This is a genomic window from Arthrobacter sp. Rue61a, from assembly GCF_000294695.2.
In the GTDB taxonomy this organism is placed as follows: Bacteria; Actinomycetota; Actinomycetes; order Actinomycetales; family Micrococcaceae; genus Arthrobacter; species Arthrobacter aurescens_A.
The window spans coordinates 4147059-4165564 of sequence record NC_018531.1 but is presented as its reverse complement, the minus strand read 5'-3'; the positions used below and the strand labels follow the sequence as shown (position 1 = coordinate 4165564).

Below are 18506 nucleotides of genomic sequence, written 5' to 3'. Positions count from 1 at the left end.
GGGCTGTTGCGGGGCCGTCATGTTGCGTAATCGGCGGCTCATCCCTTATTCGTTTTTCAGCGCACGCACTGCCGCGCCCACCGTTGGGAAGAAGTGGTCGGGCGTAAAGCGGGCCGCTGTGCCCAAATGGATCAACTTGTCTTTCACAGGTCCCTTCAGTTCGGCGAACACGAGGTCCACGCCTTTGCTTGCCAGCCATTCATCCAAAGTGACGAGGTCGTCCAGCGCCGTAGTGTCGATCCCGGTGATGGGCTCCGCGGCGAGGATGACGTGGGTAATGGCATCTGTTGTCTCATCCGGTGCCTCGTCAAGTTGCTCCCGGACAAAGGCCGCCAGTACCTGCCCATTACCGAAGAACAGCGGCGCATCGAAGCGGAGGATGAGAAGTCCCGGGATGCGTTCACCATCGGGGTGCCGCTCAAGGTCGTGATAGCCAGGGAGCCCTTCTTCAGCACCGAGTTCTGTCCGGTACGGATCCCAGGCCCTCCGCACGAAGTCCAGAAGCGCCAACGCAATGGCCACCACGATTCCCTGCAGTACCCCAACGGTGAGGACGCCCAGGAACGCGGCCAGCATCACCACAGATTCGCTGCGGCTCATGCTGAAGAGCCGCTTCACGCCCGCGGGGTCCGCGAGGGCAATGGCTGCGGCGATGACGACGGCGGCCAACGTTGCGGAGGGCAGGTACTCGGTCACTCCGGGAGCCAGCAGCATGAAGGCCAGCACCAGCACGGAACCCACCACGCCGGTCATCTGGGATTTGGCACCAGCATCCACGGCCACCGGGGTTCTGGAGGTACTGCCGGAGATCGGGAATCCGCCCAGCAGTCCGGTGGCCGCGTTGGCTGCCCCGAGCGCCGCCATTTCCCTGTTTCCCGAGACCTTCTTCCCTTCCTTGGCCGCCAATGTTTGGGATAGGACGCCGGTGTCCGCGAAGGCCATGAGGGCGATCCCTGCCGCAGCGGGAAGCAGCGTGAGAGCATCAGCCCAGCCGATGCCCCCGAGTGCGGGCATCGGGAGGCCCTGCGGCAGGACTCCGGTGACCTTCACGTCGTCGTTCAGGCCCCAAACCGCCGTAACAACGCAAGAGCCGACCACCGCCAGCAGGACGCCGGGTACCTTCCACTTCAGCAGCCGCGGGATCCAAATGAGGGCAAGGGAACCGCTACCCAGCAGCAGGGCGGTGACATTGACGCCACCGCCGAGCACCCCGGTGGTGACCTTCGCGAGCTTCTCCCAGATGTCGCCGTCGGCCTCTATCCCGAAGAACGCCGGTAGCTGCGACAACAGCACCAGTAACGCAATTCCGTTCAGGTATCCGAGCCGGATGGGTTTGGACAGCAGGCCGGTAATGGTTCCCAGTTTCAGGGCAGAACCGGCCAGCATGATCACCCCGATCAGCACAGCCAACAGCCCGGCCAATGCCACCGATTTTTCGCTGCTGCCAGCTGCCAGCGGCACAATGGCGGCGGCGATCATGGGGGCTAGGGCTGAGTCGGGTCCGAGGACCAGGATGCGGGAAGGCCCCACAATGGCGTAAACCAGCAACGGGACCACCGTTGCGTACAGTCCGGTGACGGGAGGAAGGCCGGCCGCCTGCGCATAGGCCATGCCGGCTGGCACCAGTAAGGCGAACAACGCAGCGCCCGCCACGATGTCATGCCGCAGCCATTCGCGCTTGTATCCCTTGAGCGCCCAGACGCCCGAAAGCCGGTCCTTGGCGGAGGTGCGGGTGGGTGAACTCATACAGCGATCATTCCCGACCCATGCTGTTTGCGGAACAAGGAGCCCGCCGTATGTGGAAAATTCGATCGCTCATGAGTCCCACCCAAATGTGACGCCCCGGGAGCATAATTGACGCAGTACGACCCCCTGTAACTTCGCATGAAATCAGGTCGCGGTGAACGGACAGAGCAGTTCTACACTCAAGCCCATGCTGCACTTTGGATGGTTTGTGGGCCACGGTTTCGGAGTCCAAGGCTGGGGCACTCCTGGTTACGGCTTGGGCTACGACTGGAAGAAACCCGCCCTGTACCAGGAAGCCGTGCGCGCTTTTGAGCGATCCGGGCTGGACCTGTTCATCATCGAGGATTCCCTCACTGTTCCGGACACGTATGGCGGTACGGCTGAGGTCTCATTGGCCCACGCGTCTTTCGCGCCAAAGCATGATCCGTTGGCGCTGGTTCCGTACCTTCTCTCCGCCACGGAGCACCTGGGGATCGTGCCCACGGTCAGCGCTTCCTTCTACCCTCCCTTCACCGCCGCCAGGCTTCTAGCCACACTGCAGCACTTCTCGGAAGGCCAGCTTGGCTGGAACGTGGTTACCTCCGGCAGTGATCTCGCAGCGCAGAATTACGGGCTGGATCAGCAGATTGAACACGACCTCCGCTACGAGAAAGCGGAGGAATTCGTTGACGTCGTCAGGCGGCTTTGGCGCAGTTGGGAACCTGCTGCTGTGCTTGAGGATGTTGAGGCGGGAGTGTTCGCAGACCACAGCAAAGTGCACCCGATCAACCATGAGGGCGACTTCTTCAAGGTCCGGGGACCGCTGAACACGGCGCCCTTGCCGGAAGAACCCGTGCTGGTGCAGGCCGGTGCCTCTCCCCGGGGCAAAGCATTCGCAGGCGGCCATGCTGACGTGGCCATTGCCCTGGCGCGTGGCGTTGACGGGATGAAGTCCTACCGGGATTCGATCCGCGCCGAAGCCGCCAAGGCGGGGAGGAAGCCCGACGACGTCAAGGTACTTTTTGTCCTGAAACCCACGGTTGTTGGTTCCACAGCCGAGGCAGAGGAGCTGCGGGCGCAGCGGCGGGAACTCACCCAGCGAGACATCGACAGCCAGCTCAACTCAATTTCCTACCTCTCCGTCATCGACTTCAAGCAGTTCGACCTCGACGCCCCGCTTCCCGAGCTGAGCACCAACAGCAACCAAGGCACGCTGGAACACTTCGCCAAAGCTGCCCCTCCGGGTTCCACGCTGCGCCAAATCCTCCAGGCACGCAGCGGCGGAGCAGGCGACTCGATCATCGGCACTGTAGGCGAAATCGCTGACTATCTGGAGGAAACAGGCTCGGCCGTAGGTGGCGACGGATTTCTTTTCTCCGGCTTTGTGGACCCAGTGACCGTGCACGGTGTACTGGACAAACTCACCCCGGAACTGCGGCGGCGCGGCCTGTTGAGGAAGAGTTACGGCAACGGTGGATTCCGGCAGAACCTCCTGGACTTCTGATGGTCTCCCATGAAACGCCAACCCTCCTGATCGGAACGGCTCCGGTGCGCCCCGCGGACGTGGCGCTGGCGGCTGAAGATCCGACGTTTCATGTGAAACTCAACCCAGATGCGTTGTCCTTGATAGGCCGCTCGCGGGAAATCGTGGAGTCGACCGCCGCCTCCGGCCAGCGGGTCTATGGACTTAACACCTTGCTCGGTTCCGGCCGCGACACCGCTGTGGAGGAGAAGTCGCTCCTGGCCTATCAAGTCCAGGTGGTCAGGTACCACAACAGCGGAGTGGGTTCGTCTTTGGACCGCGCCGCTGCCCGCGCCGTGATCCTCACCCGGCTTATCGGATTCAGCCGCGGCGGTTCCGGTGTGCGACCGGAAACTGCAGTGTTCTATGCGGAACTGCTCAACCGCGGCGTCTTTCCCGCCATCCCTCGCGAAGGCTCGGTGGGTTCATCGGACCTGACCCAGCTTGCCGCCGTCGCCGCCGTTGCCATCGGTGAAGGTGAAGCATTCGACGCGGACGGCACGCTGGTCCCCGGCGCCAAGGCGCTCGCCGACGCCGGCCTCCAGCCCCTTGTCCTCGCCCCGGGGGAGGCCCTCGCCTTGGTGAGTGCCAACGCGTATTCGGTGGGCGTTGGAACCCTCGCATTGCTGCGGCTGCAGCACTTGGCCGAGCTGGCCGACGTCGCGCTTTCCCTCTCGCTGGAGACGATCGCAAGGTACGACGGCGGCGGGAACCTCAGCCCGTTTTCGCCGGCAATCCAGGCGGCCAAGGCTGTGGACGGGCAGCGGGACTCGGCTGCTGCTGTGCGTCGCCTGCTGAGCGGCGGGTGGTTGGAAGATGTTCGTCCGGAGGTGTCGGTGCAGGACGCGTTGTCGTTCCGGGCCGCACCGCAGACGCACGGGGCTTTCCGATCGCTTGTTGGGCAGCTTGCTTCGGCCTTGGACGTGGAGCTGAACGGCCGTGGGGATAATCCCCTGGTTGATGTCGAATCCGGGCACATGGTGTCCGGCGGGAACTTCCAGCCCATGCAGCTGGCGCTCGCCTTTGAGGGGCTGCGGCTGGCTTTGGCGCATGTGGGAATCTCCAGTGAACGGCGCATCGCCAAGTTGTATCCGCCCCAACGAGCTATTCGGGCACGCCACTTGCAGGCTGCGGCCTCCGGGGAATCGGACCTTGCACAGGAGGAACTTCCCGGGCTGCTCTGGTACTCCGCCGCCGGACTGCTGGCCGAGCTCAAGGCCCTTGCTGCCCCGGCGACGCTCGGCGCACCAACCCTCTCGGCCGACGTCGAAGACCATTCAACGCTGGCCCCGCTCGCGTTGCAGCAACTCGAAAAATCGTTGGACGCAGCGGAGAAGCTCTTGGTGATCGAAGCGCTGACGGCGTCGTATCTGCTGCTCGAAGCGGGAGCCGCGCAACCGCTCGGGAAGGGTACCGGCGCCGTCGTGGGCCGCTTGGCTGACGTGCTGGCCGACCGGCCATCGGCGCCCGACTTGGTTGAACGGGCGCGGACTGAGCTGCGGGATGCCGTTGGCCGGGAATTTTCTGAGGAAGGAGAGAAGACGTGGTGAGTACAGCGATTCGCAAACATGGTGTTCACGCGGCTTCCGGGCCTCCGGACGGATTGGACGATTCGGTCCTGGAGAGGGTCGGAAACACGCCACTGGTTAAGTTGGAGTCGCTGAGCCGTGGGCTGGGCAGCACCATCCACATCAAGCTCGAGTCCGAAAACCCCGGCGGCTCCATCAAGGACCGGACAGCTCTGAGCATGGTTCGGGCGGCTGAGAAATCCGGGGAGCTGAAGCCCGGCGCCACAATTGTGGAAAGTACGTCCGGCAATACCGGAATTGGGCTGGCCCTCATTGGGCACCTGACAGGCCACCCAGTGGTGGTGGTAACAGGCGACACCATCTCCGAGGAGAAGCTCGCCGCGCTGCACAACTATGGTGCCCGCGTGATCTTGACCGACTGGAACGCGCCATCCGAGTCGCCTGAGAACGCCCGCGCAGTAGCTGCGCGGATAACCGCTGAGACACCCGGCGCGTGGCGGCCCATGCAGTTCGACAATCCAGCCAATCCCGCCGCGCACTACCAAACCACCGGCCCGGAAATTTGGGAACAGACAGGTGGCCTGGTGACCCACTTCGTAGCGGGCATCGGTACCGGCGGGACCATCAGCGGGAACGGCCGGTTCTTGAAGGAACGCGTGGCAGCCGCGCGGCCCGGCGGGCACGTGGAAGTTGTTGGCGCCGACCCCTACGGTTCTGCCTACAGCGGCGGCCATCCCGGCGAGATCCTGGTGGACGGCGTGGGCAACTCCTGGCCCGAGGCTGAATGGCCCAAGGCCTTCGACCGCACCATCGTGGACCGCTTCCTGCGCATTCCCAACGACGAGGTCTACTCCACCGTCCACCGGCTGCTCGATGAAGAAGGGCTCGCGCTGGGTCCGTCCTCCGGGCTCGCTGTGGCCGCGGCCGTCCGGGTGGCGCGGGCCGCACCCCACGGTTCGCTGGTGGTTGCCATAGCGCCCGACGCCGGCACCAACTACCTGAGCAAGGCTTTCAACCCGGTGTGGCTGGCGGAGCACGGCATCCGGCTCGCCGCGGACACACCGGCCGCCCGCGACGCCCGCGAGTAGAACCCTCTCTCACGTCCCGCGGGTTTGGGGTGCACCTCTCTCATGTCCCTCGGGTTTGGGGTGCACCCTCTCTCATGTCCCTCGGGTTTCTTCCATGTGGGCTGCTAGCATCTGAAGTTCCGAACGGCACCTGCCGTAGCGAAATTGGGGGTTTTTTGTTTTCTTTTGTTGGGATTCTCTACTCCGTGGTGACGGTGGCCGTCGCCGCTTTGGTGATTTACGCCTTGGTGCTCGCCATCATTTTCTTGCGCCTCCGTATTCGGGAACTGAAGCGGGGACAGGAACCCCCGTTGCGCTAGGCTCCAAATATGCCCGAACAGGAAACAAAACCCCGTCTGGCCGGCTACCTGGACAAGCAACAGCCGGATCTTTACGCAACTTTGAGCCACTATTCCCAGCAGCTCGTAGATGAAGCTGACCGACTTGGCATCCCGCGCCGCACTCTTGAGCTCATCAACTACCTGTGCTCGCAGATCAACGGCTGTGCCTTTTGCCTGGACCTCCACCATCGTCGTGCCCTGAAATATGGGGAAACGGAGCAGCGGCTGTCCTTGGTTGCTGTCTATAAAGAAGTGCAACTCTTCGAGCCCGCGGAAGTGGTGGCCATGGAGATCGCCGAGCAGATCACCCGTATGAGTACCTCGCGGCCAAGCCCTGAGCTTTTCGAGCAAGCACGGCAGCACTACAGCGACGAGCAGATCAGCGTGCTTTGCATGGCGGCTATCGGGATCAATGCCTTCAATCGCCTTTCAATCTTGAGCGAGCACCCCGTGCGGGTCGCCAAGAAGTAGTTCCGCAGCCCACGGCGTCCTGACCCTCTTTCACACCAGATCAGCCCTTGGGCAACCACAACAGGTTGCCCAAGGGCTGATGTGCTTCTCAACAAGGTCAGGAAGCCGCCGCCGTAAGCGTTGGCAGGCGAGGCGTGTGCCGCCGTCGTGAGTCCTCCAAAACCGCGGGCCGCCACCACCTACTTTGGGCGTAAAAGCTGCCCACCACTCCACTTGCACGGTGTGTCGGGGTGCCGCGGGTTCAATGTGGGTGGTGAGGGACCGCAGCGCGCTACACAAGCACCTAAGCGTCAATCGCCTTCTTGAGCGACCGGCGTCGTCCGTACTTGAAGTAGAAGATGGCGTAGCACGCGCCCACAAACGGGACGCCAAACAAGAGTGCAGCCACCTGGTTGGGGTCGAACGCGATGCCGATCAGCGACACCACGCACAGTGCGAACGCGAGTATCGGAACCAGCGGGAACAGGGGAGCCCGGTAGGGGAGTGTGCTCAGGTCGCCACCGTTCTTGATGAACGTCCGGCGGTAGATGAAGTGTGAAGCGACGATGGACATCCAAACGCCAACGGTCGCGAAACCGGCAACTGAAACGAGCACCAAGTAGACGGTGGCCGGGGCAACAACGCTGCTGATCAGCGAAGCCAGGCCGCCCAGCATACTGACGCAGAGGGCCACCATGGGGATCCCGCGCTTGGTCAGTTTACGGAAGGCCTTGGGGGCGTGGCCTTCGTCGGCCAGCGAGAAAAGCATGCGTGCACAGGAGAAAAGCCCGCAGTTGCCGGCGGAAAGCAGTGCCGTGATGATCACGAAGTTCATGATGTCCGCAGCGTATGGGATGCCTAGCATGGAGAAGACCGTGACAAACGGGCTCTCGTCCACACTGACTTTCTCGTACGGAATGGTTGCCGCTATGACCACGATCGCACCAACAAAGAAGATCATGAGTCGGATGACCGTGGTGCGCATGGCCTTGGGGATGTTCGCGCCGGGGTTCGCCGTTTCGCCGGCGGCAACGCCGATCAGCTCGGAGCCCGAGAAAGCGTAGAAGACCGCCAGGCAGGTGACGAAGACGCCGGTGAAGCCATTCGGGAAGAGCCCGTCCGGCGTGCTGAAGTTCTCGCCAAATGAGGGGTATCCGCCAGCTGCGAGCGGGTGGAATCCGGCAAGCGCGGCACCGCCCAGGATGATCAGGCCGACGACGGCGGCGACCTTGATGAGCGCGAACCAGAACTCCGATTCACCAAAGACACGCGATGAAATGGCATTCAGGGTGAACAGGACCGTGGCGAAGACGAAGCACCAGATCCAGACGTCGACGCCAGGGAACCAGCGTTGCATGAGGAGGCCCGCCGCGGTGAACTCGGAACCTAGAGCCACGGCCCAGCAGAGCCAGTAGAGCCAGGCAGTGGCAAAGCCGGTGGCCGGGCCGATGGTCCGGGCTGCATAAATGTGGAAGGCACCCGAGACGGGGAACGCAACAGCGAGTTCCCCGAGGCATGCCATCACCAGGTAGACCACCACGGCGCCAATGAGGTAGGCAATCACGGCACCCAACGGGCCGGCCGTGGCGATGGTGTATCCCGAACTAACGAACAGTCCAGAGCCGATGACGCCGCCCATGGCGATCATCACCAGGTGCCGGGCCTCCATGGACCGGCGAAGTCCTGTTTGTGAGGCGCCAGTCTGGGGCTGTGCCTCGGTTGCCGATGCTTCGGCTTCTGTGGGGGAGCTGAGTCCCATATTCCCTCCGGGAAGTTAGCCAGCAAAGTCTGAAGTAGTACCAGCCGGACGTGATCCAACTAACACGAGAACAAGATTCATCACATGACGAATGACCATTTCAAGGAGGATAAGAAACGCGATTGAACGCGCTGAACGCTCATGGGCGAGACTAAGAGTTCCTAATCATTGAGTCATGCGAGCAATTACTCTACTTGCGACCTGCTAGGTTCCTAGCGGGGCTTCGTAGGCGAGCAGCCTCCGAAGCCCTCTGATTTACTCGATCCCCGCAAACAGTTCGTTGAGTTCCGCGGTAAGCTGCTTCCGAACAGCCGGTGTGCCGATTTCCTTGCCGTTGATGTGATTCACAGGAGCGATCAAACGGATGCTTGAGATGAGCCATACGGCGTCGGCATCAAACAGGTCCTGCGGTACGAGCGGCCCATAGCCGAGCTCCCACCCGGCAGCTTTCGCCGCGGCGAACAGAGCCCCCTGAGACGTGCCCGGCAGAATTCCGCTGTCATGTTGCGGCGTAATGAGGCGGCGAACCGTCTTAACGGAACCCTCGCCGTCGTCCACTGTTTCAAGGTGCGCCAGCAACACGGTGGACGTCGGGCCCTCCAGCACGCGGCCGTCCGTGGAGGTGAAGATCGCGTCGTCTGCGCCTTGCTTATGCGCGAAGCGCAGCGCCGCCATATTGACCGCATAGGACAGCGTCTTGGCGCCCAGCAGCAGCCACGGTGCCCGCTCGCCGGCTTCGGTGTCGAAGCCACGGTCCAAAAGTACGACGTCGATGCCCGTCTCGCGCTGCCGGCGGCTGCCCGCGGGTGAGGGCGAAGCCTGCACCCAGCATGTGGGGCTGGCTGCGCCTTCAACGCCGCGGGTCACGATCAGCTTGACCACAACCTCGTCCTCCTCCGGAGTAGGGGAGGGGTGCGCGTCACGGAACTCGTTGATGGCGGTGTCGATCGCCTTGCGCCAGGCATCCTGCTCCGGAAGAACCAGGTCCAGGGCTGCGGCGGAACTGCTCAGCCGGTTCAGGTGGGCCTGGACCTTGCGGGGGCGTCCTTGAACAGCCAAGAGTGATTCGAACACGCCGTCGCCTCGGGTTGCGCCAAGGTCCGTAGCCATGAGTTGGGGCTGGCTGGAGTCGGCAATGCGTCCGTTTTCGAAGGCAGGGTCAAGGAAGACCAAGACCGTGGGAGCAGGTGAAGTCATGGTCCCAGCTTAGTGCTGGGCCGTGGCGGATGACTTTGCCGGATAGGCTGTGGTCACTGTTGTTCTTGGACCGTGGGGGTTTGTCGCGTGCTCTTTCCTTTTCCGTTTGGCCAGGAGTGGACCTGGTTGCTGGGCGCGTGGGCCATTGCGGAAGTGGTCATGCGCATCGTCCTTCTGGGCATCATTCCCGGCAACCGCCGTCCCACCACCGCCATGGCTTGGCTCTTGGCTGTGTTCCTCATCCCATCCGTAGGCTTCGTCCTGTTCCTTCTTTTCGGCAATTTCAAGTTGTCCAAGCGCAGGCGTGAGCAGCAGGAAGAAGTAAATCGCCGCGTTCGGGCCGTAACGTCCGATCTTGCCGATCCGGTGAGCGTTTACTCGGGTCCGGAGTGGGTGAAGTCGGCGGGTGAGCTGAACCATCGGCTCGGATCGCTGCCCATGGTTGATGGCAACAAGGTTGAGCTGATTCCCGGGTACCAGGAATCCATCAAAGCCATGGCCGAAGCGGTCAAGGGCGCCAAGAGCTACATCAACGCCGAGTTCTACATCATGAGCAGTGACTCCGTGACGGACGAACTGCTCACCGAGCTCGAGAAGGCGGCTGAGCGGGGTGTCACCGTCAGGCTGCTCTTCGACCACATTGGAACGCTGCGCGTCAAGGGGTACCGTCGCCTGATCCGCCGCCTCAAAGCAGGCAAGATCCAGTGGAAGCGGATGCTTCCGCTGCTGCCCATCCATGGTCAATGGCGGCGCCCGGACCTCAGGAATCACCGCAAGATCATGGTGATCGACGGCGAGATTGCCTTCACCGGCTCGCAGAACCTGATCGAGCCCTCTTACAACAATCCCAAGCACCACAAGATTGGCCGCAAATGGGTTGAGCTCATGTCCCGCCTCGAGGGGCCTATCGTGGCTACCCTCAACGTCGTGTTCGCCACGGACTGGCTCAGCGAAACGGACGAATCCCTTGAGGACCAGTTGCGCCTGCCGACCCAGCCGGCTCCAGGCCGTGTCACTGCCCAAGTAGTACCTAGTGGTCCGGGGTTCGCTACCGAAAACAACCTTCGCTTGTTCAATACCCTGATCTACTCCGCACAGCACAGAATCTCCATCTGCAGTCCGTACTTTGTCCCTGATGACTCCTTGCTCTACGCCATCACCACCGCCGCGCAGCGAGGCGTTGACGTGGAACTCTTCGTGTCCGAGAAGGGCGATCAATTCCTGGTTCACCACGCCCAGCGCTCCTACTACGAGGCCTTGCTGGACGCCGGAGTGCGGATCTACCTGTACCGGGCGCCGTACGTCCTCCACGCCAAGCACTTCACCATTGATGACGAGGTGGCTGTTCTTGGTTCCAGCAACATGGACATGCGCTCCTTCTCACTGAACATGGAGGTCTCGGTGATGCTCCTCGGCGCCGAAACCGTGAACCTCATGCGGGCCGTGGAGTCCACGTATCGAGAGGTGTCCCGTGAGCTTATGTTGGACGACTGGATGGATAGACCCCCGTTGGCCAAGTATGTGGATAACGTGGCCAGATTGACGGCGACGCTCCAGTAAAGACTCAGCCAGGGAAGTCAGCGCCCAGCGTGGACAGCACGCCGTACGCCTTGGTCCGGATTTCCTCGTACTCGTCGTCGGCCACGGAATCGGCGGTGATGGCCCCTCCCACGCCCAGTGACAGGGTTCGCCCGCCTGCGCCGTCAGGGTTTACCACCAGCGTGCGGATCACCACCGCGAGGTCCGTGGCCGCGTTCAGCGAGAAGTAGCCGATGGCGCCCGAGTAGATTCCACGCGGCCCGGATTCTAGTTGGTCCAGGATGTCCATGGTGCTGATTTTCGGCGCACCTGTCATGGACCCGGCCGGGAAGGCTGCGGCCAAGGCTTCCGCCCGCGGAGCACCCGGACGAAGGTGCGCGTCAATGGTGCTCACCATTTGGTGGACCGTGGCGTAGCTCTCGATGGCGCACAGCCGGCTGACCGTCACAGAACCCGGGATAGCGAAATGACTGAGGTCGTTGCGCAGAAGGTCCACGATCATGATGTTCTCTGCGCGGTCCTTCAGCGACGTCTCAAGATCCTGCCGCAACGCAACATCTTCGGAGGCATCGGATGATCGGCGCCGGGTCCCCTTGATCGGTTCGGCGCGCATGCCGCCGTCGGACAGTATGCGGAGGAAGCGCTCGGGCGACGTGCTGGCGACCACCAGCTCGCCGAAGCGGAGGTAGCTGGCGAACGGTGCCGGGTTCCGGCGTCGCAGTGCCAGGTAGCTGCTCCATGGATCCAGGTTCCCGGCGGCGGCTTCCAAGGTGGTGGTCAGGCAGATCTCGTAGGAGTTGCCTTCGCTGATCTCATGCTGGGAGTCCGCGATTTTGCGCTTGTAATCCGTCGCGGAGTCCCGGCTGACGAACTCAGGGCCGCCGGCAGGCTCCGCACTCAATGAGCCCGCGACGGAAGAGACCGGACCGGCCGCGGCAGCCTCGACGGCGGTGCGAGCCTCGCGCATCCATTCCCCGGCGTCGGATGCGTCCAAGGCCAGCAGCCAGACAGTTTGTTCGCGATGATCCATCACCACAGCACGCCCGGCGAAGAGCAGCGCCGCATCGGGCGTGTCGGCGGGGACATCGTTGCCGCCGGTTTCGCGCTTGAGTTCGTAGCCGAGGTACCCCAGCCAGCCCAGCGTGAACTGGCCGTCGTAACCGCGGGGTGCTCGGACGGCGCGGCGGCCCCAGACGGAATCGAGCCAGCGGAAGAACGGCCCGGAGGTGGTCACGGAGGCAGACCCCGCAGTCACTTGGGTAGCGCCGGAGCGGTGCATGACCGACTGGCCGAACGTGCCGCCGTCGTCAGCCAGGATGCTGAAGCGGCTGCGGGCGGCCGCTTGGGATCGGCCGGCGACGGCGGAGGCGTTGGAAGAATCCAGCCATACCGCGTTGGTGGACCGGCCGTAGAGTGTCTCGAACAGGAGCGCCGCATCGGGCGCTGCCTCCAGGCGCTCGGACCGCAACTGAAGTCCCCGCCGCGCACTGAGTTCCGGCGACAAAATCGAAGCAACCGAAGGCAGGTACATCAGGGTTCGCAGGACATCGTCAGGGGCGTTGCCGTCGGCAAGGTTCTTCACGTGGATGTCGGCCGCGCTGATCACCTGATCGGTGGAAAGCCACTCATCCTCCTGGGCCGCCCAGCTGTCCCAGTACGGTTCGTAGGTGCTGCCGTCACGAGTCAAAGCTCGACGACGGCGCTCGTCGCCGGAGGCTTCCACCCACACCACGGCATCCAGCATGGGTCGGGCAGCGTCCGCCGCAGCGCCCACGCCTTCCACGATGACGATCTCGGCGGGCAGCGTAACGTTCAGGCCGCCGTCGTAATGCTTTTCCCAGTCCCAGCTGGTCCATTCCGCGGCCACGCCGTCGCTCAGCGGCGCGAGGACTGTGGCCACATAGCGCTCAATGCCGGGCATGAGGCCGTTCCAGCCGGGGTAGATGTCTTCCAGGTGGAACAGCGAAACCTTGTGGTGCTGCCGCAACCGGGCCGCCAGTTCAACGGCCAGGGTGGTTTTTCCTGCGCCGGACCTGCCGTCAACAGCGATGATCACGGGTGCAGGGGTCATGTCATAGAGGTTACCTGTTGGTGCTCGTGGCCTGAGGCTCCGTCCGCGGAGGCGATTGCTGCCTTGGTGTGTTGCACTATCCCTGGGATCGCGGCTTTGATGAGCGTCCAGGTGTTGTCGAAGTCTGTGTGGCCGCCATACCAGGGGTCCTCGATGCCGAGGTCCAAGGAGCTGCGGCCTCTCATGTGGGGATCGAAGCTGCGGAGCATCCGAACTTTTTTGAGGGAACCGTGATCCGGGGCGCCTTCCTGGAGCCAGCCGAAGTGATCAACGTCCAGGGCGAGGATCAGGTCCCGTTGGGCGTACCATTCACGCCGCCATTCGCGGGCGACGTGGTCCTCCGAAGCGAGGTGTTGGGCCGTCAGGACTCGTGCGGCGCGGGGGTCGATGGGGTGCCCTACCTCGTACCCTGTGGTGCCCGCAGAGTCCACCACTACAAGCTCGCCGAGCCCTTCCGCGTCGAAGGCTTCGGTGAGCATGAGCGCTGCCATGGGCGAGCGGCAGATGTTTCCAGTGCAGACCGTGATGATGCGGTATGGGCTCGTCGTTGAGTACATGCAGCAAGCATGATTGATGGCGCCCCCTCTTGGCTAGGGGCAACTTCACAAGTGAGTCACTTTTCCTGTCAAAGCTGTCACGCGGCTGCTACGGGCAAGCAGGTTGCGTTTAGGCGGGGGCGGTGGTTGGAGCTTCGGCGGCCAGCGCTGCGGCGGCCAGGTAAACGGTACGTACGACGGCGGCGCGCCGCCTGTCTGCCCGGCCGGGGTCGTTGCCGGCCATGAGTCCGTCGAGCGCAGGGAGCACGGGAGCGGCGTCGCACAAGCTCACGATGGTGATGAGGAGATCCCCGGCGTCTTCCCTGGAGATGCCGGGGAGGGCGGCGATGGTGCTGTTGACTTTCGATGCGCAGTTGGCCATCCGCTTCGGCAGCCCGACAACCTCCGCGCCACGTTCCAGCCCTTCCCAGAACAGGAGGCGTGGCGCGGTGGCATCCTTCTGGTGGTGGTCGAAGAGTCGGCCGGCGTAGTCTGCCATGGCCTCGGGTCCGCTGCCCTCGATGGGAACTTCGTCCATGAGCGTACTGAGCGCGGACACGATGACGGCATCGAACAGGGCATTCTTATTGCCGAAGTATTGGTAGATCCGCTCTTTGTTGACGCCGGCCTCCGCTGCTATGCGGTCAATGCGGGCGCCGGCCAGTCCACGCGTGCAGAACTCGGACGTGGCTGCCTGAAGCAGCAGTCCCTTGGTTCGCTCTGTGTCCCATGCCATGCAGTCATATTACCATTTTCCAACCAGCTGGTTGTAATTGTTTGCGAGCGGGGTTATGGTGATTCCAAGCCAAAAGCAACCGTTTAGTTGGAGAACGCCATGACAGCCCAAGCAACGTCCCAAGTCACCGCTGAGTCCACGTCCCCGGCCGCCCCTGCCCGTCCGAAAGCGCCGTCCGTTCACATGCGGGCACTCATCACCTGGCTGGCCATCTTCCCGCTGGTGTCCATCGGCATGCTGCTCCTCGGCCCGATCATGGAACCGTGGCACCCCGTCCTGCGGGCCCTCCTGCTGACGGCGCTGGTGGTTCCCGCCGCGGTGTACGTTGTGGTTCCCCGGCTCATGGCCGGCCACGGAGCCCTGAGCCGCAAAGCAGTAGAGCGCGCAGCACAGCGCGCGGCCCGCAAGTCCGCTTAACCCAAGTAGGTCGCAGATCAGGCCGTTTGAGCGCTCAAAACGGCCTGAACTGCGACCCAGTCGGGTGCGGCGCCGGGACTAAGCGCCCCGCAGCCGCTCGACGTCGGCGATGCCCGGGTACGCAGCCTGCGTGCCCTTCTTGGTGGCAGCCAAGGCCGCAGCCACCGAGGCGAAGGACGCGGCATCCGCAAGGGATTCGCCAGCGGCCAGGCGCGCAGCGACAGCACCAGTGAAGGCATCACCGGCACCCGTGGTGTCCACCGCAGAAACGCGTGTTGGGGCGATCCGGGTGATCTGATCCTCGGTACCAGGGGCCAGCGAATCCAGTACTACGGAACCCCGTGAGCCGAGGGTCACCAGAACCCGCTGCAGACCACGGTCCGCGAACTGGCTCCGGACCGGCTCCCATGCTTCAGCCTCTGCGTCGGCGTCCGGAACGTCGGCCTCTGCACCAAGGAATAATGAGGCCTCGTGCGCGTTCACCAGCAGCACATCGCTCAACCCGGCCAAGCGCTCCGGCACCTCGGCGTAAGGCGAGAGGTTGAGCAGAACTGTCGCACCGGCGTCGTGCCCTGCTTGGGCGGCGGTAATCACAGTATCGATCCCCACCTCCAGGCAGAGGCACACTACAGCCGCATCCCGGAAGGCGTCCGGCGTAACATCCGAAGGCCTGAGGGTGCCATTGGCACCGGCCGAGATGATGATGCTGTTCTCGCCGCCGGCGTCCACGGAAATGACTGCGACGCCTGTGGCGACGTCGGAGCGTCGGACGCGCGAAACGTCCACTCCGGCGCTGGCTGTCGAATCCAGGAGCATGCTGCCGTTGGGGTCGTCACCCACGGCACCGATCAGGCTGACCTGACCGCCGAGCTTACTGGCAGCCACCGCCTGGTTGGCGCTCTTCCCGCCGGGGTTTACGGCGAACCCGTTGCCGTGGACCGTCTCGCCGGGTTGGGGGAGGCGGTCGCAATAGATGGTCAGGTCGGCGTTGAGGGAGCCGACGACGACGATTCCCGCCTTGGGTGCGCTGGTCATGCGGTCACCTTCTCGGTTTCGGTCACTTCTGCGTCAACCGGCTTGGGGATCAGGAGTGACGCTGCGAAGGCTGCGAGGGTGATGGCCAGACCAACCACAACCACCGTCAAATATGAAGCCTTGTCATCATTCAACGAGGCTGTGGCGACGAGGACCGCGGGCAGGACAAGGAAGCTGAGACCGGCACCGAGGTTGAAGGCGCCGGCGTTCATGCCAGGCAGGAAGCCCGGGTTGCCCTGCGGCGAGAGAACCACGCCGAGTCCGTTCAGCATGATGTTGACGGTACCGGCGTACATGATGCCCAGCAAGGCTGTTCCCACGATCATCATCGGCAGGCTGTTGAGGCCCAAGAACGCGATGATCGCCAGCGCCACCAAGCTGCCAAGCAGGCCGATACGCAGGACCTTGGTGTAGCCGAGGACCGGGGCAAGCCGGCCGCTGATGGGGCCGAACAGCCAACCAAGCAGGGCGTACGGCGTAAGGATGATGAGCGACATCTCCGTGGGGCCAACGCCGAAACCGGGGTCGGCTGCCTGCACATACGCGGGGACGATCCCGTTGATGACCGCGAAGATACCCGTCATGGTGAGAGTGGTGGTCAGCAGCGGAGCCCACGTGGAGCGCTGGCGCAGGTGCACGGTTTCCACCATGGGCTGCTTGGCGCGCTTCTCAACCGTCCAGAACGCAAAGAACGCGACGGCGGCGACCAGCGTGAGTGCGATCGCGAGAGTCAGGGTGCCGGCGTCGAAGGCCGTGGCCAGCTTGGCGCCCTCGTTCAGGGCCGTCAGCAGGGCACCAACGGCGATGACGATGAAGAACACGCCCAGCCAGTCCATGGTGGTGCCGGCGGCGGGCTTGCTTTCACCAGCCAGGACAGCAATCAGGACGGTCGCTACCAAAGCGAGTGCAACCATCAACCAGAAGATGCTGCGGAAGCCGAAGTTCTCAGCGAAGTATCCACCAACGAATGAGTCGACGCCGGCCACGCCGCCGTTGACCGCGGTGATGAGGCCCATGAGGGTGCCGTACTTGCGGGGATTGCTGACCGCTGAACGGAGCATGATCAGGCAGAGCGGAACTGTGGGGCCGCTGACGCCCTGGATGATGCGGCCCACGAAGAGCCACGTGACGTCCGGGGCCATTGCTGCGATGACCGAGCCCACAGCCATCAGGAGCATCATGCCGACGAGGATCTTCTTGCGGCCCACGATGTCGCTCAGGCGCGGGAGGAAGAGGGAGAAGAGGGCTGCGGCGGTGAAGAACCAGGTTTGGGACAGGCCGATGGTGGCTTGGTCAGTGTTGAGCTCGTTGCCCATGGTGACCAGTGCGGGGCTGAGCATGGACGCATTGAGCTGGAAGGCCACGCAGGCGGCCAGCAACGCAACCATGAGGGCGGTGACGTTGCCGCGGGTGGGTTTGGCTTCGGTGAGCGTGGTCATTAGTGGGACTCTCCCGCCAGGACCGTTTCGGCTACGGCGGTGGCGTCAGCGCCGCCGTCGTGAGCTGGTTCGCCGATCCGTTCAATGGCATCGGTGACCAAATCCCAGAACTTCTTGTGATCCAGGTCCACGGCAACGGAGGTGTGGCAGTCATCCGGTGCGGGTGCGCGGAAATCGGCTACGGTCATGCCGAGAGTGAGTTTGCCCTGCAGTTCGATGTCCACGGGGACCTTGCGGGTGGTCATGACGGTGGGATCGATGACATAGGCCACGGCACACGGATCGTGGACCGGCGGGAAATCGAAGCCCTGGGCATCTTTGTAGGTCTTCTGGAAGAAGTCCATGAGTTCCATGACGAACTTGGCCGGCTTGGTGCCAATTTTTGCGATGCGGTCCACTACCTCGTCCGTGGCCAGCGCCTGGTGCGTGAGGTCCAGACCGACCATCACCAAGGGCCACTTTTCGTTGAAGACAATGTGCGCGGCTTCGGGGTCGATGATGATGTTGAACTCCGCCACGGCGCTCCAGTTGCCCACGTGGTAGCCACCGCCCATGAGGACAACTTCCTTGACGCGCTCCACGATGCGGGGCTCCTTGCGGGCGGCCATGGCGATGTTGGTGAGCCCCGCGGTGGGGACCAAAGTGACGGTGCCCGGCTCATGCGCCATGACAGTTTCAATGATGAGGTCGACGGCGTGGCGCGGGTCCAGCTCGATGGCGGACTCAGGCTGTTCCGGGCCGTCCATGCCGGAGTCGCCGTGGATGCTGGGGGCCGTTTCGATGGTGCGGACCAAGGGACGGTCGCAGCCAGCGGCGAAGGGGACGCCGGTGATGCCGGCAATGGTGGCTACGGAGAGGGCGTTCCGGGTGACCTTTTCCAGAGTCTGGTTGCCCACAACGGTGGTCACGGCCAGGAGCTCGATGTCCGGGTTGCCGTGCGCCAGCAGCAATGCAACTGCGTCGTCATGGCCAGGGTCGCAGTCAAGAATGATCTTCTTGCGTGCCGGTGTCATGGTGTTGGGATCCACGTTTCTCTCCACGTCATTGGGGCCTGCCTGGAACTTGCCCGGGGCAGGGCGCTAAGCATTCAGGGGAATTCTGGCACTGCTTTGTGGGCTACGTCAAACGCTTAACGTTCAAAGC

At 63.3% G+C, this 18506-nt stretch carries 16 protein-coding genes; 7 read left to right on the top strand and 9 right to left on the bottom strand.

Annotated features, from left to right (window positions below):
* Positions 1 to 45: 45 nt before the first annotated feature.
* A complete protein-coding gene (locus ARUE_RS18995) occupies positions 46 to 1746 on the bottom strand; it encodes a SulP family inorganic anion transporter (RefSeq protein WP_014922931.1) in 1701 nt (566 codons plus the stop codon).
* 154 nt (positions 1747 to 1900) lie between these two features.
* On the opposite strand from ARUE_RS18995, the gene ARUE_RS18990 reads away from it, so the two are divergent.
* The 5 genes from ARUE_RS18990 (at position 1901) to ARUE_RS18975 (ending at position 6655) form a co-directional block, all read left to right on the top strand.
* Positions 1901 to 3229 (top strand): NtaA/DmoA family FMN-dependent monooxygenase, encoded by a 1329-nt coding sequence (locus ARUE_RS18990; RefSeq protein ID WP_014922930.1) that lies wholly within the window; start codon positions 1901 to 1903, stop codon positions 3227 to 3229.
* The gene (locus tag ARUE_RS18985; protein ID WP_014922929.1) at positions 3229 to 4797 is read left to right on the top strand and encodes an aromatic amino acid ammonia-lyase; all 1569 of its coding nucleotides are present in this window, start codon (positions 3229 to 3231) and stop codon (positions 4795 to 4797) included. The genes ARUE_RS18990 and ARUE_RS18985 overlap by 1 nt, the downstream gene beginning before the upstream one ends.
* Positions 4791 to 5864: a PLP-dependent cysteine synthase family protein gene (locus tag ARUE_RS18980; protein ID WP_014922928.1), complete on the top strand. Its 1074-nt coding sequence runs from the start codon at positions 4791 to 4793 to the stop codon at positions 5862 to 5864. The genes ARUE_RS18985 and ARUE_RS18980 overlap by 7 nt, the downstream gene beginning before the upstream one ends.
* A 155-nt stretch (positions 5865 to 6019) precedes the next feature.
* On the top strand, positions 6020 to 6163 hold the full coding sequence (locus tag ARUE_RS24220; RefSeq protein ID WP_011776270.1) for a hypothetical protein: 144 nt from the start codon (positions 6020 to 6022) through the stop codon (positions 6161 to 6163).
* A gap of 9 nt (positions 6164 to 6172) precedes the next feature.
* Positions 6173 to 6655, top strand: coding sequence for a carboxymuconolactone decarboxylase family protein (locus ARUE_RS18975; protein ID WP_011776269.1), 483 nt, complete (start codon positions 6173 to 6175; stop codon positions 6653 to 6655).
* 283 nt (positions 6656 to 6938) lie between these two features.
* Here ARUE_RS18975 and ARUE_RS18970 read toward each other — a convergent pair whose 3' ends face one another.
* Positions 6939 to 8393, bottom strand: a complete 1455-nt coding sequence (locus tag ARUE_RS18970) for an amino acid permease (protein WP_011776268.1) — start codon at positions 8391 to 8393, stop codon at positions 6939 to 6941.
* 255 nt (positions 8394 to 8648) lie between these two features.
* Entirely contained in the window at positions 8649 to 9590 is a 942-nt protein-coding gene (locus tag ARUE_RS18965; protein WP_011776267.1) for an aminodeoxychorismate lyase, read from the bottom strand.
* A gap of 87 nt (positions 9591 to 9677) precedes the next feature.
* Between ARUE_RS18965 and cls the strand changes: the two genes are divergently transcribed.
* A complete protein-coding gene (cls, locus tag ARUE_RS18960) occupies positions 9678 to 11150 on the top strand; it encodes a cardiolipin synthase (protein ID WP_014922927.1) in 1473 nt (490 codons plus the stop codon).
* Between the two features lie 4 nt (positions 11151 to 11154).
* Here the strand turns inward: cls and pabB are convergent, their stop codons facing one another.
* The 3 genes from pabB to ARUE_RS18945 all read right to left on the bottom strand — a co-directional run bounded on the left by pabB (position 11155) and on the right by ARUE_RS18945 (position 14472).
* Positions 11155 to 13200 (bottom strand): aminodeoxychorismate synthase component I, encoded by a 2046-nt coding sequence (gene pabB / locus ARUE_RS18955; RefSeq protein ID WP_014922926.1) that lies wholly within the window; start codon positions 13198 to 13200, stop codon positions 11155 to 11157.
* The gene (locus ARUE_RS18950; protein ID WP_014922925.1) at positions 13197 to 13757 is read right to left on the bottom strand and encodes a low molecular weight protein-tyrosine-phosphatase; all 561 of its coding nucleotides are present in this window, start codon (positions 13755 to 13757) and stop codon (positions 13197 to 13199) included. Before ARUE_RS18950 ends, pabB begins: the two co-directional genes overlap by 4 nt.
* A gap of 109 nt (positions 13758 to 13866) precedes the next feature.
* Positions 13867 to 14472, bottom strand: coding sequence for a TetR/AcrR family transcriptional regulator (locus ARUE_RS18945; protein ID WP_014922924.1), 606 nt, complete (start codon positions 14470 to 14472; stop codon positions 13867 to 13869).
* Positions 14473 to 14571: 99 nt separating this feature from the next.
* Between ARUE_RS18945 and ARUE_RS18940 the strand changes: the two genes are divergently transcribed.
* A complete protein-coding gene (locus tag ARUE_RS18940; RefSeq protein ID WP_043470738.1) occupies positions 14572 to 14889 on the top strand; it encodes a putative antibiotic biosynthesis monooxygenase in 318 nt (105 codons plus the stop codon).
* Positions 14890 to 14967: 78 nt separating this feature from the next.
* Here the strand turns inward: ARUE_RS18940 and ARUE_RS18935 are convergent, their stop codons facing one another.
* The 3 genes from ARUE_RS18935 to uriH are packed head-to-tail and all read right to left on the bottom strand — an operon-like array spanning position 14968 to position 18376.
* Positions 14968 to 15924 (bottom strand): ribokinase, encoded by a 957-nt coding sequence (locus ARUE_RS18935; RefSeq protein ID WP_014922922.1) that lies wholly within the window; start codon positions 15922 to 15924, stop codon positions 14968 to 14970.
* A complete protein-coding gene (uriT, locus tag ARUE_RS18930) occupies positions 15921 to 17363 on the bottom strand; it encodes a uridine transporter UriT (RefSeq protein WP_014922921.1) in 1443 nt (480 codons plus the stop codon). The genes ARUE_RS18935 and uriT overlap by 4 nt, the downstream gene beginning before the upstream one ends.
* Entirely contained in the window at positions 17363 to 18376 is a 1014-nt protein-coding gene (gene uriH, locus ARUE_RS18925; protein ID WP_011776260.1) for a uridine-preferring nucleoside hydrolase UriH, read from the bottom strand. Before uriH ends, uriT begins: the two co-directional genes overlap by 1 nt.
* Positions 18377 to 18506 lie beyond the last annotated feature (130 nt).